Below are 23159 nucleotides of genomic sequence, written 5' to 3'. Positions count from 1 at the left end.
TGATCCCCCACAGAATAGGTATTGCTATACAAGATGCGATCTGCGAAGCAGCACCTTCGGTGAGTGCACTTTCTTGGATGCAGAGAGAGAGAGGTACTTTTTGATAACTAAAATCTCATATTCATTATTTCTACTGCATCTTTAGCTGTAAGAATTGCGATGTTATTAATTTTTCTCAGATTTAATAAATCTTTCTTATCACCTGTGACAAGCATATTTGCTTCACCAGCGATCGCTGTACCTAAAATTAAATTATCGTCAGGATCGGAAGAATAATTAACATGGGCGATTTCTTCTACAACGATGGCAAAATCGTACAAACCACTAATCATTGTCTGCACTTCATCTTGTTTTAAAAAGCGTTGAAGTTTTGGGTATTGAACAACCCTCTCAAATTCCTTGATCTGATAAGTTGAAGTAATCAAACTATAAAGTTTATACTCCCACCATGTTTTATAAAGGATATGAGGAGTTGCTTTTTTGCTGATTAAAGCCGAGATGAGAATATTTGTATCAAGAACGATTCTGTACACGAGTCTCCTTGATTGCTTCATCAATTACACTCATTATTTCTTCTTCTGAATAATCCCTATTTCTTTCCTTAACACTGTTGACGGTTTTTTCAAAAATATAACGCTTTACTGCTTCTTCCACTAAATTGGATAATCCTCCTTTTTTAGCACCAATAGCACCTAGATAAGATCTCACAGTGCGATCGGTATTTTCAGAAATAACTAATGACCAACGAGCCATAATTAACTCCTATGATGATAAACTCATAAACATATAAACATTATAACCTCCTTTTCACCCAATCAACCTAACAAGTAACTATCATCCCCCACAGAATAGTTAAACTTAGCTCAAATAATATGAGAGATGAATAAGTTTACTGCTTCTAAGGAAAAGCTAAAAGGAGTATGGTAAGGGTAAAAAGTGCTGGATGTGTTAAACTAATAAATATTCCCTCGTAAGAGAATGTTTAAATCATGGAAATGATCTTCACCCCCAATGAGGTGGCGGCTTTGCTGAAGTTACCACCAAAACGAGTTTATAAAGAATTAGAATATCAAATAATTCCTTCGACATCTTATGCACCCCGTCTCACCTTCCCTGCCTTAATTTATTTATTCTTATTAAAAGAAATTAATTTTGAATTTTCTATTCCCTTTAGAGTTTCTTTATATCAACGTTTAGTTAAAGCGTGGGAAGAAAAAGCGACTTTTTTTGAAGTTGCCAAATTTTTAGTTTTACAATTAGATCAAGTTAATGAAGAATTATCTGGATTAATTAAACAATTTAATAATTGGAAAAGTGAATTAATTACTGATACTAATATTCTAGGGGGAGAAACTGTTTTTCCTCAATCTCGGTTATCAGTCAGAAGAATTGGTAATCTTTTGAACAGAGGAGAAACATTAGAAAATATTTTAGAAGACTATCCTTTTTTATCCCAAGAAGATCTAAAATTTGCTCAATTATTCGTTAATGCTTATCCTCTTCAAGGAAGACCAAAAAAAGATGAAGTTTTTAATTGATGAGGATATTTCTCCTGCCATCGCCCGTTATTTATGTGAACAGTTTTTTATTGATGCAGTAGCTGTTAGAGATAGGGGATTACTAGGAAAAAGCGATCGTTTTGTTTTGGAATACGCCTTTAATGAGGAGCGAATTTTAGTAACGGCAAATATTGTCGATTTTGAAAAATTTGCTAGTTTATTAGAAGTTCATTGTGGAATGATTTTCTTTCTTGAAGGAGATTTATTACGTCATGAACAAATGGAACTAATAAAAAATGCAGTCACTACAATCCAAGCTGAATTAAAAGAGGGAAAAGACATGATTAATCGAGTCCTTTATATTTCTCATAGTGGGACAAAATTTTTTAAAAATATCCCTTAACTTTTCTGTAAAGGTAGTTAAATATTAATCATCTTTTCCAAACAACAAAACCATAAATACAATTTGAATTAATCTGATACTGACAATTCTGAAAATGGCTGAAAAGCTGAAAGTGTTAAGAATCAAACCGTATGCTTAAATGAAAATGCCCAAAATATTTTTCCTAAATCATGAAATTTCATCTATCTAGCATAATTCAGATTTTCTTTGTCAGATTTAATAGATTATTTCGCTCTCATAAAATTGAAGCATTTGAAGCTATTATGATTTTAGCAATCAGTCATGCCTATGGCTGTTTTAATCCTAAACAATTGGCAGATTTCTTAGGAGTTAATCATCAAAAAATATATGCAGAAATTTCTTCATGGACATTATACAAGCTCCAAAAAGTTTTAAAATTATTGATGGTCAATGTGGCAGTAGAACAGTTACAAATTATTGAAAAAAAGAGTAATTCTACACAGTCAAGGGCAAAGATAACATTTGCTGTAGATGATAGTGTTATTGACAGAGTAGGAAAGAGGTTACGCTGTACATTTACTTGGTATAGTGGACGTTGGAAAAAAGTGGTAAATGGACAAAATATATTAGGAATCATATTAACAATCAATGGAAAAGCAATACCCATTGGATTAAAATATTGCTCCAAACAGGGAAGAAAAAATACGGATAAACCAAGTATTTTAATTGCGATGTTAAAGGAAATTAAAGAAGAATGTCTCAAAGAAAATATCAATATTAGTAAATATCCTATTACTCTCGATTCTTGGTATGTATCAAAACAATTAAAAGAACAATTAGATGAACTAGGATTCACCAAAATTATTATGGCTGGGAAAAGTAGTTATGTATTTGAAGGAGAAGATTTTAAAGGAAAAGGAAGTGAATGGAAAAAAAGAGTGGATTATCAAGAAAATCAATGGGGAATAGATGTGCCTTGTGTGAGAAAAAAATTATCAAATCCGACTTTTGGGGAGTTAAATTGGTTATTTTTTCAAAAAAGTAATAGTAGTTGTTATTTATTGATGGATTTAAGTAGTATATCGTTGAGAGGAGTAGAAATATGGCGGATATGGTCTGCACACAATATTATTGAACAGTTTTGGAAAATGTTAAAATCGGTACTAAAAATTGCGGAGATGAAATTAAGGAAACAGGGAATTTATATAGGATTATTAATTAAAGTAATAATGTATTTAATACTGTTATCAATGCAGTTTATGCCTAGTTTAGGTCATTTATCATTGACGCAAATAATGAGAAAAATAGAATCAACAACTAAGCTACCTGATGTAATCAAAGAGCATTTTCAGCACGATTTTCTAGGAGTTTCAGCTATGGCATAGCTTTTCAGGGTTTTTGGAATTATCAGTCTGATTGCCATGAAGCATCTAATCCTAACTTACTAACATAGCGATTAATAGTTCTGGTAGTTACCTTTAATTCTCTAGCAACCGCCCTTAATCCTAAATTTTTATTCTCTACTAAATCTTGTAATTTTTGATGCCACTTGTATCCATAGGTGATGATTCGATTCGGTTTATAATCCTCAGATTGATCTGATTGCGATACCGTTCGACTGTCAACCATTCCACAACTGCAAGTAAATGTTCCTAACGGCTTCTTATTTTCTAAGCAGTGACTTAACTCAACATCTTCAATGACAGGTTGTAAGTAATGATCAACAGCACCATTAAAACAAATCCAAGGGGGATTGCCAAAGGGTTTATATTCCGATGATGTTCGTTCAAAAAATTCTCGCACCGAACCACAAAGAAATCTCATCATCAAGATGTGACGTATAGGATGAAACGATTTGCGGTGTTTTCTAACTATACTGAATAACCAATTACTTTGGTCATCGAGACTAATATCAGAGTCTATATAACGGAGAATGTCCTGTCCATAGTAAAACAAAAATTCATCAAACAATTTCTTCTGATTAACTCTTTTAGATGCCGTGGCGATATTTCTCGACATCAACAAATTCATATATTGCTGATAATACCAGTCCAGAGGACGGGAAATTTGAGGATGATCGAATAGCCATTGAACATCATGGGCTAAGTTGAATAATATGTTCTGATTTTGCCGAGAGTATGGTGCGATCGAACCTTCAGAAATATAGTTATGATGATTCGCTACCTGATAATGATGTTGATTCAACTGTTGAAAAAGTAGGGTGCTATTTTGTAATGGAATATTATGGGTTGGACACACTAACACGCAAGATAGTTGATGAATGCGATGCCAATAAAATTCCTCGTATTTTTCTTCATCCTCCTGTAAACATTGGCGACAAAAACGGAAATGTTGAGGTTGGGAGATATTACTTGCCGAAAGTCCGATACGAGTATGGATATTTCCTCCGTAATTGGATTTCATTAATTCCTTGATTTGTCAAACTTATTCAAATGATTCTTGAATGAAAAAAATGTGACACATCGTCCGTAGATTAATCGTCAACATTAACCTTATTATTCAATGTTATGGATAAATCAAAAAAAAAGTTCTGTTAGCATTTGGATGCTTAATCAAGAGTAAAAGGAATCATTTAGGAATTTCTCAGGAAGAATTAGGATTTCGTTCTGGACTAGATAGAACTTATATATCTGGAATAGAAAGGGGTGTCAGAAATCCGTCTTTTACAGCCCTTGTCAAAATTGCACAAGGTTTAAATGTAACAACATCTGAACTGTTGAATGGATTAGAGAATTTTTTGCAAATTAAAGAAAATGAAGAAATTTGAAATTAATGGAAAGAGTCAGAATACCAAAGCATCAGAAAGATATGTAGATGTAACCTTTTTTTATGAGCATAATTTTCAATGGGAACTCTCCGTTCCAATAGAATATCGTCGTACAGGAATCAATATAGAGCAGGAAGATGAAATAAAGTCTTATATCAAAGAAGTCTATGATTTGTGTAATCCTAAAAACTGGGAAAAATGGAGACGAGAACAGTCAATATTTTGGAAAGATAAACAAAAAAAAGAAACTTGGGAACTATTTAACATTTTACAAAAAACGTTTCAGTGGACTTGTATAACCTGTAATTATAATAATTCCAATTGGGCTAGAAGAAATCAAGATTTAAAAGAAATGGGATACACAATCGCCACAAAACTGAACTGTAACTGTGACCAATGCAATCAAAAAAGAAGAACATTTATTCTCTTATTACCATTACCACGAGGTAGCATTTCTGGTTATGAAGCATGGAATCAAGATTTAAGAAATAAAATTATATCTGTTTTAAACAATCACGATGTGTATGAAGATAAACAAGTCAAGAAAGAAAGTCTTTTAGCAGATCATAAATTTCCTGAAATTCGCTGGAATTTATCTACTCGTAGAGATTCGTTAGAAGATTTAACAGAAGAGGAAATTAAAAGAGATTTTCAATTAATGACAAATCAACGAAATTTACAAAAAAGAGAAGTTTGCCGAAAATGTTATCAAACAGGAGAAAGAGGAACACCTTTTGGAATTGAATTTTGGTATGAAGGAAATAGACAATGGGATCAAAATATTCCCACAACAGGGAAAGAGGCTGAAAAAGGATGTATTGGTTGTGGATGGTATGATTTTGAAAAGTGGCGTAAAGCCTTGAATGAAAAACTAAATTCGGATTAGACTTATTCATTTTTAATTTTGTTCAAATAAGGAATCAAAGCGTATCCAATACATTCTGCAAGTCTTGGTGGAACTGCATTGCCAATCTGCCACATAGCTTTTTTCATTGTACCTTCAAAAATAAAACTATCAGGAAAACTTTGTAATCTTGCCATTTCCCTCGCAGAAATCACTCTATTAAGATATGGATGAATATGTGTACCACCATGATTTTCTTTAATTGTCATACTAGGCTTTCCGGGGTATTGACGTTTAAAAGCATCGGCATAAGTATCATATAATGATTCTCCATATCCCACTTTAGACAATCTTTCCATATATTCGGCAGAATGACGAGTCCATTGATGATTAATTTCGGGTATTGGTTCGTATTCGGGTAAATCAGAAATGACTGACTCAATGGGTTTATATTCGTGGGGCAATAATTGAGCTTTTGGGTATGGATTTTCTTGTCCAAATCGATTAGCAACAAAAATAGCCCTTGGGCGAATTTGTGGAACACCAAATGCAGCAGTTTCTAAAATTGCCACGGAAACCCTATAGCCAATTTCATCAAATGATTGAAAAATCTTATCTGTAATTGCTCCTTTTTTCATTGTTAAAATACCTGGTACATTCTCCATGACTACATACCAAGGATTAACTTCAGCAACTACTCGTATAAATTCTTGAAACAGGAAATTTCTAGGATCATTTTCTTTTCTTTTTCCTGCAACAGAAAAACCTTGGCAAGGTGGACCACCTACTACGAGATGAATTTCAGGAGCATTAATTTTTTTTAAAGTGTCCAAAGGATTAAAGTTATGAATATCATCACAAATATGAAAACAATTAGGGAAATTTCTTTGATAACTAGCAGAAGCAATTTCATTAATTTCTACGCTAACAATGGGCTTAAATCCTGCCTTGAATAAACCTTGAGACATTCCACCAGCACCACTAAAAACGTCAACAAAGTTATATTGTGCGGGTTTTTCTTCAATATCTATAAAAATTTTGTGAAAATCATCTTGTACATTTTCTAATTCTCGTTGAAGACGCTCATATCTTCCTAATTTTGCTTGTTTCTTCTTTTTTATTTCTAGCTCAGGAAGTAAGGATAGTTGTTTCATTATTATCTTTGAGTTAATTAAAAATTAATATATTAACTTGAGTATTATTGTCAATGAGACTGATCGTCATCATTTTATCATAGCTTTTATTTTTAAGAAAACCAAAATATAGAGAGACGGTTTCTGGATTGGTAGTTTCTGGAATAATCATTAAATATTCTGTGGGATGACTTTTTTCTGAGCTAATTTGTTTTTTTATCTCCTCAGACAAAACTAGAAATTGAGATGCGATCGGCACAAAAAGTAAAGCAAAAGCATATTCCAGCTTTTCTCGACACTGATTTTTCGCTCGAATTAAATCATGCTGAACAATTGCCCCTGGATATAATCGACTCACAATAGGAATATAATGGTTTTGTTTAAGTTGTTTACTTTTCTTCTCACATAATTCAGAAGCAAAGTTTTGGTAAAAATAAGAAGTCAGTGGTTTATAACTAAGGCTTAATTTGAGATTTCCCACTTGAACATCCATTGATTCAAAATAGCCTTTTTTTAATGGTTGGACAGAACCATTGTACTGTAGCAGGGTAGCCGAAATTGTTTGATGTAGGTGTATTTTATTTTCTAAAGGTATGGATTTTCTTTGCAATCCTGTTAATTGAATAATACCTCGATCATCTAACCGAAAAGATTGTTTCAACAGCCAATCTAAAACCTCTAAGTCTTCCCCTTGCCAATCAATGCTAATACTATCATTTGTCAAAGTCCACCATATTCCTCCTAAACGCTCCTTTGGTTGGGGAAATTCAACTTCTAGTTGTTTTAATGTCATCCATAATCCTAATATTCCCGCCCGATGAATGATTGTTGTATCTGGGGCATGAATACTAAGATTTATTTTCGCCTTATTCATTAATGATTTTTACATTGGTACAAATACTCCACATCCCATTTTATGCTTTCCCCCAATACCTTGTTCTTGAAGTAAAATCGAATTATTTTCACTTAATTCAGTTATTTCTACTCCGAAACCAATCAATGTTTTTCCTTTTATTTTCATGGTGCGGCGGATGGGTTTTCCTGATTTAGTGGTTAAATTGACCTTTGCTAAGATATTCAGGCTTTCTAATTGACGCTCTACGGCTTTAATAAAGCCATTAGGTTCATCAAAACCTCTAATGATAACCAATCGTGCATAGAGGCGATGCCAAAGGCACAGCCACGCTGACCGCATCCTTCTAATTCTTGAGATTCTGGTAAGCCTAAACGAATCTTATCGTTATTAAGATTTAGTGTTTTTCCAGCTAAACGATAAATCAAAGGTACTTTATCAGTGAATAAACGCAAACATAATTGAGATTCGGGGGTTAAATAAAGATTTTGGGGAAATTCGGGCTTTCCAATAATGGGTAAAATACTTAAATCATCTATATCATGAATAATAGGAAATAGGCGTGAGATAGCAGAATATAAAAGATAACCATGATCGAAAGGAATTTTATCACCTAATAGAACTTATCGAAACAAAAAGATAAAATAATTAGCCTACTGTTATTCTTATTCATCAATACATCTTCAATTCTTACTTAATAAGCACTATAATTTTCAGCAAGTAATAAGAAATTAACTTTATTTAATTCAATGTAATCATCAAGAAAAATTTGATGTTTCTTAACTAAGTTTGAATCATCGGGGCGATAATCAGGAATCCAAAAACTACTTTCAATATTCGGCAGATAGTTACTATCAAAATTTTGTTTTAATCTCTTTTGTAATAAATATTCATAAACAAATTGCTTTCTCACATTTTTTTCTTTATTTTCTTGCTTATTATTAGTATTGAAGAAGTAACGAGAATGATGATATTTTATGTCAATAAATTTTACCGAAGTATTTTGACTATTAAATATTTGAGTCATAAATTTATTAAATTGATTTCTAATTTTTTCTTCTGATGATTTATACCTAAAAAGCGATGTAGTAAACACATTATCTTCACTAAACTTACCACAACTATCAAAACTAATATCTAATGGTTTTAATATATTTTCACAAAATTTTTCCCAAGTAAATATTCTATTTTCAAAGGCTAAATAAAAAAAGTGATTAAAATAAAACATGAGATTAAAACATTCATTATCTATTATTTCTGGAATGTCCCAAAACGAATAAAAATTTTTAGGTAGTGGGTAATCAATAACTAAATATTTTGTTTTTGTATATTGTTCTTGTTGATTGTAAATTATCGATAATATTTCTCCTGTATATTTTTGATCTTGATTTTTATAAGCAATTTTAATTTCAATAAATTCACCCTTTTTATAACTATAATAATTATCTTTATCCCATTTATAATTAAATTGTGTTCTATATCCATAATCATTCCATTTATCAATAAGGAGCTGATAAATTTTGTCTTTTTTAAGATTAATATTTATTGAATTATATAAAACAGCATCAGGGTTTAAACAAACACCATTTATTTTAAAAACATTACCTATGTCAATAACTTTTTCTGATGCCTTCAGTTTATCTATAATTCTTGAACTTAAATACCGAGTATCACAATGTAATAAACAAGATAAATCATTATTTTCTGCTAAGTAAGTTAAACACATTGATTCCCACACCGTATGAAAATTATTTATACCCCAAATTGCTCCTTCTTCAGCTTGATTTAAGTCACCATATAAAAATAGTTCGAGCGCATCATAATATTCCCAATAATCAGCATCTTTTATCGCTGTATAATTGTCGATCGTTTCTAAAGCATCTTTGAGTAAATTTAAAACAGATTCGTAAGTATTTTCATCAAAAAGACTATCTTGAGAGTTTAAATAACGTTCTCTAAAATCTTCACCTAAAGATATAATTTTTGGATTTATAGTTTCTTTTAATTGCTGTTTTATCTCACAAAATAAGTAGCAATACATGGTGACTATATCAGTAGATTCAAATTGAACTACTTTTTTTGGAAGAAGCATTTGATCTACATAAATAGCATTATTAGGCAAATAAACACCTTGATGTAAATATTTATGAATTTTTGATAAATTAAATTGATTTGTATTACCTAATCGAGAGGCTAAACTTAAAATTTTTGGCTCATTATAAGCATCTAATAATTTACCAAGAATATCAATTTTAGAATAAAAAATATTCTCGTTATTTTCTCCATTATTTTCAATATTAGAACCAATTTTAGTTTTTATAACTCCATCTCGATCGTTTGTTAACTGTTTAATATTATTATCTAAATAACCTTTTTCTAAACAAATACTTTTAAAGGTTATCAAAATTTTATAGAAGAGAAAAAATAAATCTCTTTTAATATTAAAGTTATCTAATTTAGATTTTTGCAAATTAAAACCTTTAGGTAAACAAAAACGCAAACTATCTTCTTGTTTGTCAATCCCGACAAAAGAATACTTATTATTGACAACTAATTTTAAAGAGTTAAAGTTAATCATTTGAATTAAACTAAAAATTTTTATTTTAAAAAGCTATTTTATCTAGTTTTTCCGTTAGTTCAAGTTCAATTTTTTGATAAAAATATTCCCCTTTATATTGAGTTTTTCCTAACAGTAATACTTTATCTAAAAATACTTCTGTTAGGTTTAAAAAGTCTGAATAAAGTGCAAGTTTTACTATAGAATCTTTATCATCACTAAGAAAACTCTCTAAAGGCTTTTTATCCCTACCAAATACACTATCCCATAAATAAAACATTAACTTATCTTTCACTTGTTGAAGTTCAATTTTATCTTTTTCAGGCTTAATAAACCACCATCCAATCATCTTATCTTCAATACGTCTAATAGTTTGATAATTAGATTTTATTCACTCATTAATTCCTATTATATAAAAACACCAAAAATTTTTATCTTGATCATTAATAATTAATTCTACATCTAATAATTCTTTTGGAATATTATCTTCATGAAATTCTCCGACTGGTGCATTAACTGAACCCCAATCCCAACGTCTTTTAAAAGCAGTATCCAGATAATAAATTGATTCATCAGAGGTGTTTATTGTACCAATAATTGATAAATTAGGAGGTAATTTTATTTGACATTGTCGTAAAAAATTACAAATTAAAAATCCTTCATAATGATTTTGCTCCCTAAACTTTTCTGATTCTTTAGTTAATACTTTATCATAACTATCTTTTCCAATATCTGAAAATTGTACGTTAATTTCATTATGTGTAGAAATCTCAACTTTTATATTCATAGCTTGAAATAAACCCACTAATTCCATTTCAGAAATATCGATTTCATAGCTTGACCATCCATCACTTTCCCTGTCTAATAATTGAAAAATATTTCCAAAAATAGCGGCGCTATTTCCTCTATTTAATTCATCAATCACTAATAAATAATTCTCATTTTTACCATCAATCAGAGATTTATAAGCCTTCCCTAATATCTTCAAAAAGTGTCCGGGATAAAATTTATAAATTACTGAATTTCCCTGAGTAAAAGGTAATAATTTACCCATAAAATCAGCATAACTATATTCAGGATGAAAAACAGCTTTTACGATATTGAGAGACGTTTTGGTAAATTCATCAATCTGAATATTTAATTGTTGTTGAGCAATTTCACGAATTTGATAACTTTTACCAGTACCTGGACTGCCAAAAAGAATTTTTTGAATTGGTTTCATTAATATATTACTTGAAAACTTTATTTGATTATTGATTTCACGAAATCCGTAAACTGGACGATTCGATAATTTATTGATTTCTATAATTTTATAACCATCCACTGACAAAATATTATTATATCTTTTAAGTAATTCCTGTACATTTTCTGATTCTCTAACAGCAGGATGTAATGTTTCAGACAGAAATTTTAATAGATATTCGTCATCATTACCATCATTTAGATTAAATCGATCGTCTTTATCTTTGACAATCCAGTTATTATTTGGCAAATCCCAGTTATTGATTCGATGTTGCCAAATATCGCCCTTAGCATCTTTGAATCTGTCATCGGTTGATGGTAATTTTTCTAAATCATACAGTCTTTCTAAAAATTTAATTTCCTCATCATCATCTCCATAATCCCCCCAATAATTGAATTCTTTATAAAATAAATTAGCAATTTGTCTTCTAGTAACCTCTGTAATTTTCTTCACCTTGTGATTTATTTAAACTTGTTATAATACATAATCGAAGTGTACAACTTTATTTTTAAATCTAAGACTTTATTTAAAATTATACAAAAGGTGTAATAGGGTAATAAAGTTGTATAATTTCATTGCTTTTAATCTCGTATTTTCATTTAACTTTTTACATCCTTAAAAAATAAAGTTGTATATTTTTAGAGTTTTGGTTTAACTTTATAAACTACATTGTTCTAAAAATAAGGAAATAAAGTTGTATAATTTTAAAATCCCTTACAGAATAAGCATTGAAAGACGGTAGTAATGTACATTGTATTGATAACAATTCTATCATCAAAATAAATCCATTGGTTTGGTGAAAATATCAGAGGCGATCGCTCTCTTTAGTTGCATTATGCGATCGTGTCTCAGTGCCGTAAAATTTGTTATATGTATTATAGATGATAAAATCAAGGATGTTTGAGATTCGCTATTAATTATTTTTCAATAGTGAGCTATATTAACTATCGGAAAAGGAAAATAGATTTAGAGATTGAACTTTACACCGTTGTAAGCTAACCATTGTTTTTTCTCTAAATAATCTGGGATGACTTGTTCTAGCTTTTGCCAAAATAATTGATTGTGGGATGCTTCTAATAAATGGATCATTTCATGTACTAATAAATACTTGATTATTTCAGGGGGAAGCATTGCTACTCGCCAATGAAAACAAAGATTTTTATTGTCCGTACATGATCCCCATCTTGTGCCTAATTCCCTGACTTTTATGGATTTAGGTTCGACACCTATACGGTTATAAAAAAGGCTAATTTTATTGTTTAAATAAGTAAGTAAATGAGTTCGATACCATGCAATAAAATGTTCTCTAGCTGAAGGTAAAGCACTATTTAATAAGTAAAATTGTCCTTGATATAAATTTAGAGGATTATGATTGATCTCATGGTCAATAATTTTCAGCCTATAGCTACGTCCTAAATAATAGAACCCTTCCCCTGACACATATTCTTTTGTCAGTTGATTTTGGTTTAAATTTTCTTTTCTGATTAAATGGCGATAAATCCATAAACGACGTTTTTCTACTGTTTTAGCGATCGAATCTTGAGAAGCATCAGGAGGCACTGCTAAAATTAAACTTCCATCTCTTTCAACAGTAATTCCTATAGTTTTACGTTTTTTACTCTGACGTAGTTCAAATTCTAATTCACCGAATCTAATAGTATTCATTTCAGGATAAAAAGGCAAGGGGCAAATTGATTTGATAATATTTAGTTAGTTAAATAGATATGCTTATGACGAGCTAATTGCACCAATTCATCGGCTAATTTTTCTTGTTGTTCAAAAGGTACTAAATCTCGATCGTCAATATATTCTATCAGGCTTAGCCGTAAATCTCTTTGTTTAATAGGATTTCGCCAAAAATGAACTATTCTTATTTCATCCTTAATTAATTTGACTATTTCCTTCGTGGCTTTAATTTGGATGTCTAATTCTGCGATCGAATATTGTTCAATTAAACTTAAAAATGGTCTTTCTGTGACAGGATTTAAACCTGTATTGTCTTCTTTTCTACCTTGTTTTATATCTTGAACTAAATCTTGTAACGCTATTACTTGATTTTCCCAATTTTCTTTTAATTGTTCTACTATTTCCTTTAGTTTTTCACTGAGTTTTTTATAGTAACTAGGATCATCATTATAATTATCGCTGATATACGCACGGGCGGCGTGTTCCATGGCGGCTGCTTGAGTTTTCGGGTTTTGATATTCTTCTACTTTTCGATCGAACTCTGGGGATAATATATCAATGGGGGGTATATGAGGATTAATACCTTGAATGGTTATATATTGGTCTATTAAAGCGGTTACTTTGTCTTTAGCATCCACTAAATTTAATTGTTCATCTCGATATAAGTCCGCTACGGATTTACGAATTAAGCCGAACTGTTTAGCATCTCTTAGGTAAGGTTTGGCTTCTGGACGAGGTAAAATTTCATCTAAGCTATTGAGAAAATCCTTTAAATATTCAGTAAATATTACTCTAAACTTTTCCCCTTCATCGATAAATAAATTTAAAGTTTCTTGCAGATTATTATAGTCACAATTATGCTCTTTAAATAAATTGATTACCCGTTGGTGTTTATCTTGTAGCTTTGGTAATTCGTCTCTTATATCCTTCCATGCTGATTCTAAGTCATTGATGTCGTACATGGCTAAAGCTGAAGCTATATCAACGCCATAATAGTCAACTACTAAACCATAACCTTTTTTTGCATGGGTGCGATTAACACGGGCGATCGCCTGTAGCAATTCATGTTCTTTGATGGTGCGATCCAAATATAAAACTTGTTCTAAAGGTGCATTAAACCCTGTTAAGAGCATACTTTTAACAATCAGGAAGGCTAAACCATCTTGATCAAGGGACTTTTTAAAACGCTTAATATGGTTCTCTTGATTACTTTCATTTGTCCATTTTTGCCAACTGTCAGGATCATTTTTACTACCTGAAATCACTGGGGCAAACTCTAAACGTCTAATGATGTCAAGATGTTGGTAAGCAAGGGTTAAAAATTGGGTTCTTTCGTCTAAAGTTTCGATGCTTGATATATCTATCTCTTTGAGAATAGTGGCTCGTTTTTCTAGTTCCTCTATTAATTGTTGTTGGGCTTTATTCAGTGCCTCATAATATTTAATGGAAGCAGAACGGCTACTGACAGCAATTTGAGCTTTAAACCCATTGGGTAAGATATGGCTAATATAATGCTCTAGCATATCTTTGGCTTTAGCTTCAATAATTTCTGTGGCTTCTAAAACTTGATTTTTACTAGCATATTTTTGTTTAATGGCGGCTTTTTCAGCTTCGCTTTTATCTTGAAAAATTAAGTCAAATATCTGATCTAAATCATCCCCTTGTTTTACTTTTGCCCTTGCTTCAATACCTTCATATAGAATCGGTAATGTCACCCCATCTTCTTGGGAATCTTTAATGGTGTATTGATCAATGTAACTACCAAAAATTTGAGCGCTAGTCTTCTTGGCACTTTTAACAATAGGTGTGCCTGTAAAGCCAATTTTAGCACAGTTGGGCAAGGCTTGAGCCAAGTTAAGATGTAGGGTATTTGTATGGGAGCGATGGGCTTCATCCACGAATACTAAAATATCTTCTGAAGGATTAAGATTGTTACTAATACTGATTTGATTATTGTTACTATTTTCTTCTTCTGTATCTCCTCTAAATTTCTGAATCATGCCGAAAACTAACCCCGAACCGCTTTGAGCTAGTAATTGCTCTAATTGTCTCACGTTTTTGGCTTTTTGCATCGGCTCACCTGTTAATACTGCCGATTCTGCTAGTTGTTTTTCTAAGTCGGTGCGATCGGTGATTACTACTATTTTAAATCTTCTTAGGGCTGGTGTGGTTCTAATTTTCTTGACTAAATAAACCATTGTTAGGCTTTTTCCTGCCCCTTGGGTATGCCAAATTATCCCTCCTCTTTGATCTGTGTCACCGTGTTGGCTACGGGTGGGGTTATTTTCTAGTCGATCGATTGCTTTATGTACGGCTCGATATTGTTGATAGTAAGGGATAATTTTGACTATTTTAGTTTGTTCTCTGGTAAACAGGGTAAAATTATGTAATATGTCTAGTAAATGAGACGGTTTTAACATCCCTGCGATTAACTTTTGACGATTATTAAGCCCAGTTACTTCTAATTGATTCGCTATTTCTTTTTCTGAGGTGGGATAAGTGTCTTTCCAAGGGGTATAATCGCTATAGCTACCACCAACTGCCTCCACTACTGCTTGATGTTGGGAGACTGCAATCATCAACAAGTTATAGTAAAATAATTTTTCTGCTCCTTCTGGGGTGCTAGTATGACGTTGATTAGAATATTTTAGTAAATCGGTAATAGCTTGTTCAAGGGGATTGTTAAGTTTTGGGCTTTTACATTCCATTACCACTAAAGGAATCCCGTTAATAAATAGCACTATATCAGGCACAATAAAGCCTTTATCTCCTGTTAGCCAAGGGGGATCTACTCGAAATTGATTTATGGCTAAAAAGTCGTTATTTTCGGGGTTTTTAAAGTCTATATAATGGATAATGGTGTTTTTGCCGTCTTTTCCCTCGGTAATTGTACCCTGCCACAGTAATTCGCTTACTTGCTGATTAATTTCTAATAAGCTATTACCTGTAACTCTTGCTAAGGTTGTAACGGCGGTATTGATTTGACTATCTTCCAACCATTGTTGACCATTTTCGTCTAAATTAATCCTTTTTATGGCTTTTTTCAGTCTATCTGTCAAGAGTACCTCTTTAAAGCTCTCTCGATCGGTTATTTCAGGAACAAAAGGATCGCCCTCTAAGTGTTGCCATTGAAGTAGTTTTAAATGTTCAATGGTGGGCAATTCTGAAAGTAAATATTCTGTTTGTTGGGGCATTTTTCAAAAAAGGCAAGGGTGAAACGAGAAATACAGATTATGATTACTTTTTGATTATAATATCTTAGTTAAATTTTCGGTTACAGCTATAGCAATAAGGAATCAATCATGAGAATACGATCCCCCCTAACCCCCCTTAAATAAAGGGGGAACTTAGCTTAAATTTCTCACAAATCATTTATGACTGGTATATGAATAAACATATTTATTAAAAATTTCTCCTCTTGTTACTCTAGCAGTTCTATTATTAGTTCCTCCATACATATATTTGTAATAATTGCCAAATTCATTATTTTGATGTTTATTGTTCATAATATTTTCTTCTAATTCTGTTAATTTATGAGCTAAATTTTCTGGGATATTTCCTTGATGTTTAGCTATTTCAATCACCAAAGTAAAAAAGTTAGATTTGCGATACCAAATTGAATCATTAGGTAATTTTAAATCTTGAATAATAGCAAAGGTTTTGATCAATAGAGCTTTTATATGATTTTTATTTTTATATTCATCATTAAACTGCACAATATAGGTTTCGATTTCTTTATCTTGGGAAAAATAACCCCCTTCTTCTAAGGTTGACATCACTAACAGAATAAAGTGTAAATCTGCCATGCGTGTAAATTCTGATTCATAAAAAACCGAAAATTCACTTAAATCAATATTATGTAAAATATCTTTAGCAGTTTGGATAAATTCGCCGTTATAAATAGCGTTATGAATTTCTACATCTTCTAGTTTAAATTTAGTTAAGTTAATTCTTCTAAATACTTCCCTAATATCTTGCTCATCTACTTCTCCTATATCTCTCACTACCATTTGATAAGCTAGAAATTTACGTTTTTGTTCTTCTGTTAAATCTTGATATTTAGGAATTTTTTTTAAAGGTTTTTGATGTTCCCCATCAATATATTTTTTGATAGTTGTTAATCTTTGTTGTCCATCTATTACATATTCAATAGTCCGTAATTTATGAGTATCAATTTCTCCTTGACAAACATAAATCTCAGGGAAAGGATAGCCTTTTAAGATAGTATCAATAAATTCCTCTTGATGGTCATGAGTCCAAACAAATTTACGTTGAAAATCAGGTTTAAGAATTAATTTACCACTTTCTATATTTTGGTAAATATCGGCAATAGTAGGGTTAGTTACTGAGGGTTTAATTTGTTGTGCTAACATTTTTATTACTAATTTTTTGGGTGTTAATAATTTGTTTTAATGAACTTATTGTATATTTTTCAAAGTGAGAATAACTTTTAAATACTCCTGCTGAAACTTTATAATTTCCTATCTCTGATTTACCATAGGAAATTGATTTAAAAAAGTCAAACCATTCTTGTTTTAATATATCAACTCCAAAGGATAAGGGTAGTTTATCGGGACGAATCCAACCGATAGCAGTATATTCAAGGAAGGAATGATATTGATTTAATTCCGTCACGGTTATACTTTTCCTCGCTTTTCTTAATTCCATCTGATAGTCATAAATTGGTTCTAACATTTTTTCATAGAGTTGGGGTGAAACAATGGCTACATCTATATCAGAATCATAGTCAAATAGTTTTTGTTTAAAAGGGCTAAATCCTAATTTAGCCGAACCTGTAATATAGATTTCATAAAAGGCAATGTTAAATTGATTAGAGATTTTTTTTCTAAATTCATAATATTCATTTTCTCGATCATTAAATATATAGGGTGTGCCGTGAATTAAATATTTGCGACAAAAATCTGTTATTTCTTCTTCATTTTCAAGCTCAATTAATCTGTTTAAAAAGGCTTCTAAATCGTCCATAAAATTGAAATTATAGTAAAATTTACTGATTTACCGCTAAATTAAACCAGTTTTGTTGTGCTAGTCTTTCCCATGCTTTTTTAAGATGATTTTCTTTAAATAACTGTCTTTTTCTTTCATTCCATGAATAGACAAGTTTAATAGCTTGGTTAACATCGTTACTAGCTTGGTTATCTTCTTGGGTAACAACCCAGTGAATTGTGGCTAACATTTCCATCCCGTAAGGATTTTCAAAGCCCATAATTAATTCTGCTACTTTGTTTAATCTTTCTTTAGCTTCGGAATGTTGTTGTAAGTATTGATTTGCTTTTTCTCTACCTTCGGGTAAAACATAAATTTGTGATTGTTGAGTACGATCTCCATATCCTTTGATAAAATGCCCTTCTAATACTTGTAAGACATGGTTGAAATTATCCGCATAAGGACCATATTTATTTTTACCATAACGTAATCTTAGAGGTTGTCCTGCCACTTGTAAAAAGTAGGCTAATTTCTGAATTTCTAATTTGGTTAGTTTATAACCAGGGATACCATACAATTCTAAAAGATGAATTAATAAAGCACGTCCTAAAGTCATGTTAGGTATAGCTGTTTTTACTTTGATCATTTTCTTTAAAAAGTTTGTAGTTACCCCTTTAGGGGTTCAAAAGCTCTTGCTATAAGGGCTAAAGCCCTCACTACGAACCATTATGACATTCAAATCAATTTTTATTCTATTAAGGTATGTTTGATAATACTTTCTATTTCTTCAGTACTAATATTAGTTTGGTCTGATTTGGCATAAATTACCAGTAGTAATATTATTTGATTAGAAACCACTTGATAAATAAGCCGATAGCCTCCGCTTTTACCTGTGGGAATATCGCTATTTTTTGCTCTTGCTTTATAAACTATTTGCGATACTCCTGTAATTTGATTACCTATTAAGTTTCCTTGTTGTAAATCATTTATAAGTGGTTGAATATCTTGAGAAATTCGGCGATAACGTTTAGCTAATTGTTTAAGTCGTCGTTTAAAAGGGGCAGTAAATCTTATTTCTTTCATTTATCAATCTATTCCCTCCCAAAGTTCTTCAAGGGGGTAAGTTTTCCCTTCTTTAGCATCTATTAAACTTTGTTTAAAGTCGGCGATGAGTTGGGCTTTACTGTCATTTTCTTCCGTGATTTCGAGGTTAAGTTTTTCGATGATACTCTCCCAAATGGTTAAGGGAATTAAAACATCGGTGGGTTTTCCTTCTTGGTTGGTTAGGTAACGAATTTGATTTTTTAGTGTGTCTATATTCATATTTATCCTCAATTTTATAAATGATTTACTCTTACTTTACCTGTTAATAAATCTTGCATTAATCCTTGTTTTTTCTGCTTTAATTTCTTTAAATATTGCTCTTCTTTTTCGATCGCCTTCTCTTGGGTATCTAAAATTTTAGCTATTTTTTCTTGTTCATTTAAAGGCGGTAGATTCATATAAATTTTTAAAAGATGTTCTACATTAATTCCTTTAACAGTAGAGCCTATTGAGACAGATTCTATTTTATATCTAATAAATTTTAACGCATAGAATAAAAACGTGACATGGATATTACTTTGTAAATATAATGCTTTTAAATCTTGATTAATTGCTATTGATTTAGTTGTTATAGCTACTCTACCTACTGCCATTCTAGTGCAAATAATAAGAGTATTTGATTCAATAAGATTCGATGTACTTTTAAAAAGTCCATCACTAGAAATATGTTCTTCTGTATCTTCTAAAAACTTTTTATCATCAGTAAAATCTTTCACTGAAGCCCATGGAATATTTCCATCCCAATAAGAGTTTATAAAACGAGAAGGTGTACCTCCTCCTACCACTTTATGAATAATATTTTCTATTGTCACAACTTCCCAACTAATAGGAATTTTACCTAAAGGAGAATCTTTAAATTGTTCGGGGTGAGTGTCTGGGTTTCTTAACTCCCCGTTGTCGTCTAAACCTCTGGTTAATAAGTCTTGTAATAATCCTGCTTTGATTTGTTTTAGTTTCTTGATTAATGCCTCCGTAAGTGCGATCGCACTGTCCACCTTATCCAATATCTCCGCTATCTTTTCCTGTTCTTTTCGAGGAGGTTTTATTACTAAAATTGTTTTTAAAACAGATAAATTAATTCTAAGTCTTGTTGTACCAGTTCCTTTTTTTTCGGCTTGTTGTCGAAAATAAGAATAATTTATTGTATTAACTAAATAATTAAGATTATATTCATCAAGATTTGGTGTTAATTTTATACAATCAGCTACAACTACATATTTATCGTCAATATCAGGAATTAAACAAGCACGAGCTAAAGGTTCTGCCATTTTTGCTATTGCTATATCATTAGGGTAAGCTACATGACGCTTTAATTGTTCAAACTTAGTAGTTGAAATATATTTTTTATTATCGTCATTCCAATAACCATCACCAATATTTTGAAGTTGAATGATTCTAACTCCTTTCTCTGTATATTCACTGGTTTTTAAATTAGAACCAAAAGGTCCATCAACAAAACTATTTGATATAGAAGATGATGCTACATCACCTAAATTAACTATATCCCAATCATCAGGAATTAAACCTAGTGGCGAATCTTTAAAACCCATATTTTTAGACATAACCCAACCCCTCAAAAAAAGAATTTAACTCATTAACAACCTGACTTCTTTCCTCCTCAAGACAACGAAAAGTAACCCGATACTTATCCCACCAATTCTCAACCACAGCGATAACCTGTTGACGGTGGGCAGTTACATAACGCTCTAACTCTTGCTCTAAACCCTCCAAAAAGATAGCTAACACGAGCTTTTGACATTCATCATCACTTAAAGCCATTCTCGCCTCGTCTAAACGCTCAATTAAATTATTTTTTAACCCTTTAAGTTCATTTTTAGCCTCCTTTAGCCTTTCCTTTAACTCATTGTAAGGCTGTAACTGTTCTTCAATTTCCGTTATTTCCAAAGTAATAGGAGTAACAAAAGCCTCTAAATCCGCCAATTCTTGCTCTAATGCCGTTGTATCTTCCCCTAGCTTCTTCTTAGCCGCAATAGAACCCTTATCCTTCACATTAGCACTGCGGTTTAAAAACTTAATCCTTTTTTCCGCATCCTTAATACTAGCCTTTAACTCCTTAACCTGACTTTCCAACTCCTTCGCCACATTAACCACATCTTCCCCTTCTTCCGTATCCTCTCCCCCTTCTCCTTGCTCAAAACTCTCCTTTTCCTGCTCTAATTCCGCAATTTTGCCCTCTACTGCTTCAATTTCTGCCAAATAATCCGCCAATAACACTTTAACTAACTTATGATTAAGGGGATCAAACTTAGCTTTATTATTACCGTCATCATTATCCGCCAAACCATCCTTAATAGTATCCACCCAACTATCAACCAAACCATTAAAACCCGACTCCGATAAAGTGCGCAATTCATAACGCACCTCATCCCACCAACTAGCGATAACACCCGCCACCTTAAACCTATCCAATAAACCCACAGGTTGCAGAGATTCCACAAAGGAAGCCATAAAATCGGTTCTTAACTGCATTACTGCCTTATTTTCGGGCAATTTAGCCAAATTAGGGGCGTTTAACTCCCACCAACCCTTAAAAGCCTTATGTAATTCTTGCTCTTTGGCAATAACACCCTTATCCTGTTCAATAAAAGGCTTAATCTGGTTTTTTTCGGTGATATGAGGGATAAAGTCAAAATATTCCACGATGTTTAAGTGATATAGATAAAGGTTCAATTCCCCCTTTATTAAGGGGGGTTAGGGAGGATCATTTCATTAATTAAGGGTATTAAAGAGGATCATTTTTATATCATTTTAAGCTAAACTGGGAAAATCAATAAATGTACAGAAAAACTGGACAGATTATCATAATATGTTTTCCATCGAAACCACTTACACTCAAGCCAGAGAAAATCTAGCCAATCTTTTAAACGACATAGAAAATGACAATACCATTGCCGTAGTTAAACGACGGGGGCATAAAGATATTGCTCTGTTGTGTGCCGATGAATTATCTAGCATTTTAGAAACTATATATTTATTGCGATCGCCTGTCAATGCACAACGTTTATTAGAAGCATTAGAAGATTCAAAAAAATGGGATACTCAAACACCTCCATCACCTAACAGTGTTGATGAATTATGTGAGGAGTTAAAGATTGAAAGATAAAAAGAAAAAAACCGAGAAAAATCAATCTTTAAGTACAAATTCAAGATTTCCCGTATTTCACCCTCGTTTTAGGGAAGATTTAGCATGGTGGTATCGCACAGATAAAACCAAAGCTAATAAAATTCTGGATTTAATTGAAGCTATTATCAAATCTCCCTTAGAAGGTATAGGTAAACCTGAACCATTAAAATTTTTAGATTCTGATACATGGTCTCGTAGAATTGATTTAGAACATAGATTAGTTTATCGTGTCACTGCCGAAAGAATCGATTTTCTACAAGCACGTTACCATTATCAAAAACAATAAAATTCCCCTTTTGATTAAGTTTTATTAAATGGGATTAGGAGAAATCATTTCTTAAGAAGATTTAGTGCGATCGTTTTTCAAAAACTCTTTTACCGTTAAAATAGGGATATTTTGAAAAGGATTTAATATCAATAAGTCATTATCTCCACTAACAATTATGGAGGCTAAACCACTGACAGCTAACTCTAAAAATTTATTATCTTTAGCATCCCTACAAGTCGTTATATTTTCTTTTACTTCGATAAAATTTACTGTGTTAACTAACTCAATTAAAAATAGTTTTTTCTCTCCATAAGTAATATATTTATCAAATTTAGGACGTGCTAAAACCTCTTGAATTTCTGTCCAAATTTCTTGTGACATTAACACTATTCCCGACTGTCTTGCTTTATCTAATGCTTGACGAGGTTGACTATTTTTAAATAACAAAGCACTAATTATTACATTAGTATCAAGCACATATTTAGGTAAATCAGTCATTGAGAATATCCGCTAAAATTTCAGGTGTCAAACCTCTAGCGACTGCTCTGTCACTGATTTCATCCATAATTCTACCTAAAAAATCAATATCTTCTTTTGCTTCTTCATCAAAGAATAAAGATGCGATCGCGCTAAGGCGTTGTTTTTCTTTTTCGGTAGCTAATTGGTAGGCTTTAGCCACTTGGGGGGTAACTTGAATAGTAATTTCTTCGCTAACGAGCATAATTAGT

Annotated in this window: 28 protein-coding genes; 7 read left to right on the top strand and 21 right to left on the bottom strand. The window is 31.7% G+C overall.

The annotated features are described in order from the left end of the window. Positions 1–107 precede the first annotated feature (107 nt). Both Dongsha4_RS16640 and Dongsha4_RS16635 read right to left on the bottom strand, forming a co-directional pair. Entirely contained in the window at positions 108–533 is a 426-nt protein-coding gene (locus Dongsha4_RS16640; protein ID WP_330203414.1) for a putative toxin-antitoxin system toxin component, PIN family, read from the bottom strand. Beyond that, positions 514–753 carry a ribbon-helix-helix domain-containing protein gene (locus tag Dongsha4_RS16635; RefSeq protein WP_330203413.1) on the bottom strand — a complete coding sequence of 80 codons (240 nt, stop codon included), beginning with the start codon at positions 751–753 and terminating at the stop codon, positions 514–516. Before Dongsha4_RS16635 ends, Dongsha4_RS16640 begins: the two co-directional genes overlap by 20 nt. Positions 754–989: 236 nt before the next feature. Here Dongsha4_RS16635 and Dongsha4_RS16630 point away from each other — a divergent pair, with 236 nt between their 5' ends. From Dongsha4_RS16630 to Dongsha4_RS16620, 3 genes are all read left to right on the top strand, one after another. Continuing rightward, positions 990–1538, top strand: coding sequence for a DUF433 domain-containing protein (locus Dongsha4_RS16630; RefSeq protein ID WP_330203412.1), 549 nt, complete (start codon positions 990–992; stop codon positions 1536–1538). After that, on the top strand, positions 1522–1902 hold the full coding sequence (locus tag Dongsha4_RS16625) for a DUF5615 family PIN-like protein (protein WP_330203411.1): 381 nt from the start codon (positions 1522–1524) through the stop codon (positions 1900–1902). Before Dongsha4_RS16630 ends, Dongsha4_RS16625 begins: the two co-directional genes overlap by 17 nt. A gap of 170 nt (positions 1903–2072) precedes the next feature. Then, on the top strand, positions 2073–3248 hold the full coding sequence (locus tag Dongsha4_RS16620; protein WP_330203410.1) for a hypothetical protein: 1176 nt from the start codon (positions 2073–2075) through the stop codon (positions 3246–3248). A 22-nt stretch (positions 3249–3270) separates the two neighbouring features. On the opposite strand, the gene Dongsha4_RS16615 is transcribed toward Dongsha4_RS16620, so the two are convergent. Further along, positions 3271–4287, bottom strand: coding sequence for a TnsD family Tn7-like transposition protein (locus tag Dongsha4_RS16615; protein WP_330203409.1), 1017 nt, complete (start codon positions 4285–4287; stop codon positions 3271–3273). A gap of 112 nt (positions 4288–4399) precedes the next feature. Here Dongsha4_RS16615 and Dongsha4_RS16610 point away from each other — a divergent pair, with 112 nt between their 5' ends. Then, positions 4400–4651 carry a helix-turn-helix transcriptional regulator gene (locus Dongsha4_RS16610; RefSeq protein WP_330205465.1) on the top strand — a complete coding sequence of 84 codons (252 nt, stop codon included), beginning with the start codon at positions 4400–4402 and terminating at the stop codon, positions 4649–4651. After that, on the top strand, positions 4638–5537 hold the full coding sequence (locus Dongsha4_RS16605; RefSeq protein WP_330203408.1) for a hypothetical protein: 900 nt from the start codon (positions 4638–4640) through the stop codon (positions 5535–5537). Before Dongsha4_RS16610 ends, Dongsha4_RS16605 begins: the two co-directional genes overlap by 14 nt. Positions 5538–5539: 2 nt before the next feature. On the opposite strand, the gene Dongsha4_RS16600 is transcribed toward Dongsha4_RS16605, so the two are convergent. From Dongsha4_RS16600 to Dongsha4_RS16525, 16 genes are all read right to left on the bottom strand, one after another. Then, positions 5540–6649: a DNA cytosine methyltransferase gene (locus tag Dongsha4_RS16600; protein WP_330203407.1), complete on the bottom strand. Its 1110-nt coding sequence runs from the start codon at positions 6647–6649 to the stop codon at positions 5540–5542. A 13-nt stretch (positions 6650–6662) separates the two neighbouring features. After that, positions 6663–7502 carry a type I-MYXAN CRISPR-associated Cas8a1/Cmx1 gene (gene cas8a1 / locus Dongsha4_RS16595; protein WP_330203406.1) on the bottom strand — a complete coding sequence of 280 codons (840 nt, stop codon included), beginning with the start codon at positions 7500–7502 and terminating at the stop codon, positions 6663–6665. 9 nt (positions 7503–7511) lie between these two features. Beyond that, positions 7512–7778 (bottom strand): type I-MYXAN CRISPR-associated protein Cas6/Cmx6, encoded by a 267-nt coding sequence (locus Dongsha4_RS16590; protein ID WP_330203405.1) that lies wholly within the window; start codon positions 7776–7778, stop codon positions 7512–7514. Then, the gene (locus Dongsha4_RS16585) at positions 7727–8050 is read right to left on the bottom strand and encodes a type I-MYXAN CRISPR-associated protein Cas6/Cmx6 (RefSeq protein WP_330205464.1); all 324 of its coding nucleotides are present in this window, start codon (positions 8048–8050) and stop codon (positions 7727–7729) included. Before Dongsha4_RS16585 ends, Dongsha4_RS16590 begins: the two co-directional genes overlap by 52 nt. A 125-nt stretch (positions 8051–8175) precedes the next feature. Further along, positions 8176–10059, bottom strand: coding sequence for a hypothetical protein (locus Dongsha4_RS16580; protein ID WP_330203404.1), 1884 nt, complete (start codon positions 10057–10059; stop codon positions 8176–8178). 25 nt (positions 10060–10084) lie between these two features. Next, positions 10085–10387: a hypothetical protein gene (locus Dongsha4_RS16575; protein ID WP_330203403.1), complete on the bottom strand. Its 303-nt coding sequence runs from the start codon at positions 10385–10387 to the stop codon at positions 10085–10087. A gap of 42 nt (positions 10388–10429) precedes the next feature. Continuing rightward, positions 10430–11734, bottom strand: a complete 1305-nt coding sequence (locus Dongsha4_RS16570; RefSeq protein ID WP_330203402.1) for a hypothetical protein — start codon at positions 11732–11734, stop codon at positions 10430–10432. A 513-nt stretch (positions 11735–12247) separates the two neighbouring features. After that, positions 12248–12946: a SprT family zinc-dependent metalloprotease gene (locus Dongsha4_RS16565; RefSeq protein WP_330203401.1), complete on the bottom strand. Its 699-nt coding sequence runs from the start codon at positions 12944–12946 to the stop codon at positions 12248–12250. A gap of 41 nt (positions 12947–12987) precedes the next feature. Further along, positions 12988–16161 (bottom strand): HsdR family type I site-specific deoxyribonuclease, encoded by a 3174-nt coding sequence (locus tag Dongsha4_RS16560; protein ID WP_330203400.1) that lies wholly within the window; start codon positions 16159–16161, stop codon positions 12988–12990. Between the two features lie 174 nt (positions 16162–16335). Further along, positions 16336–17340 carry a DUF262 domain-containing protein gene (locus Dongsha4_RS16555; RefSeq protein ID WP_330203399.1) on the bottom strand — a complete coding sequence of 335 codons (1005 nt, stop codon included), beginning with the start codon at positions 17338–17340 and terminating at the stop codon, positions 16336–16338. After that, positions 17321–17953 carry a hypothetical protein gene (locus Dongsha4_RS16550; protein ID WP_330203398.1) on the bottom strand — a complete coding sequence of 211 codons (633 nt, stop codon included), beginning with the start codon at positions 17951–17953 and terminating at the stop codon, positions 17321–17323. Before Dongsha4_RS16550 ends, Dongsha4_RS16555 begins: the two co-directional genes overlap by 20 nt. 22 nt (positions 17954–17975) lie before the next feature. After that, complete coding sequence (locus Dongsha4_RS16545; RefSeq protein ID WP_330203397.1) at positions 17976–18560, bottom strand: hypothetical protein; 585 nt, start codon at positions 18558–18560, stop codon at positions 17976–17978. A gap of 101 nt (positions 18561–18661) precedes the next feature. Next, positions 18662–18997 (bottom strand): type II toxin-antitoxin system RelE/ParE family toxin, encoded by a 336-nt coding sequence (locus tag Dongsha4_RS16540; RefSeq protein ID WP_330203396.1) that lies wholly within the window; start codon positions 18995–18997, stop codon positions 18662–18664. A gap of 3 nt (positions 18998–19000) precedes the next feature. Further along, complete coding sequence (locus Dongsha4_RS16535; RefSeq protein WP_330203395.1) at positions 19001–19237, bottom strand: hypothetical protein; 237 nt, start codon at positions 19235–19237, stop codon at positions 19001–19003. Positions 19238–19251: 14 nt separating this feature from the next. Then, positions 19252–20580, bottom strand: coding sequence for a restriction endonuclease subunit S (locus tag Dongsha4_RS16530; protein WP_330203394.1), 1329 nt, complete (start codon positions 20578–20580; stop codon positions 19252–19254). Then, entirely contained in the window at positions 20573–21679 is a 1107-nt protein-coding gene (locus Dongsha4_RS16525) for a hypothetical protein (protein WP_330203393.1), read from the bottom strand. The genes Dongsha4_RS16530 and Dongsha4_RS16525 overlap by 8 nt, the downstream gene beginning before the upstream one ends. 166 nt (positions 21680–21845) lie before the next feature. Here Dongsha4_RS16525 and Dongsha4_RS16520 point away from each other — a divergent pair, with 166 nt between their 5' ends. Next, positions 21846–22142: a type II toxin-antitoxin system Phd/YefM family antitoxin gene (locus Dongsha4_RS16520; protein ID WP_330203392.1), complete on the top strand. Its 297-nt coding sequence runs from the start codon at positions 21846–21848 to the stop codon at positions 22140–22142. Further along, complete coding sequence (locus Dongsha4_RS16515; RefSeq protein WP_330203391.1) at positions 22132–22449, top strand: Txe/YoeB family addiction module toxin; 318 nt, start codon at positions 22132–22134, stop codon at positions 22447–22449. The genes Dongsha4_RS16520 and Dongsha4_RS16515 overlap by 11 nt, the downstream gene beginning before the upstream one ends. A gap of 51 nt (positions 22450–22500) precedes the next feature. On the opposite strand, the gene Dongsha4_RS16510 is transcribed toward Dongsha4_RS16515, so the two are convergent. Beyond that, entirely contained in the window at positions 22501–22929 is a 429-nt protein-coding gene (locus Dongsha4_RS16510; RefSeq protein WP_330203390.1) for a putative toxin-antitoxin system toxin component, PIN family, read from the bottom strand. After that, positions 22922–23152 (bottom strand): hypothetical protein, encoded by a 231-nt coding sequence (locus tag Dongsha4_RS16505; RefSeq protein WP_330203389.1) that lies wholly within the window; start codon positions 23150–23152, stop codon positions 22922–22924. The genes Dongsha4_RS16510 and Dongsha4_RS16505 overlap by 8 nt, the downstream gene beginning before the upstream one ends. Positions 23153–23159: the final 7 nt, after the last annotated feature.

The organism is Cyanobacterium sp. Dongsha4 (assembly GCF_036345015.1).
GTDB lineage: Bacteria > Cyanobacteriota > Cyanobacteriia > Cyanobacteriales > Cyanobacteriaceae > PCC-10605.
The sequence above is the reverse complement of the archived record's forward strand: the minus strand, read 5'-3'. Positions and strand labels throughout refer to the sequence as shown.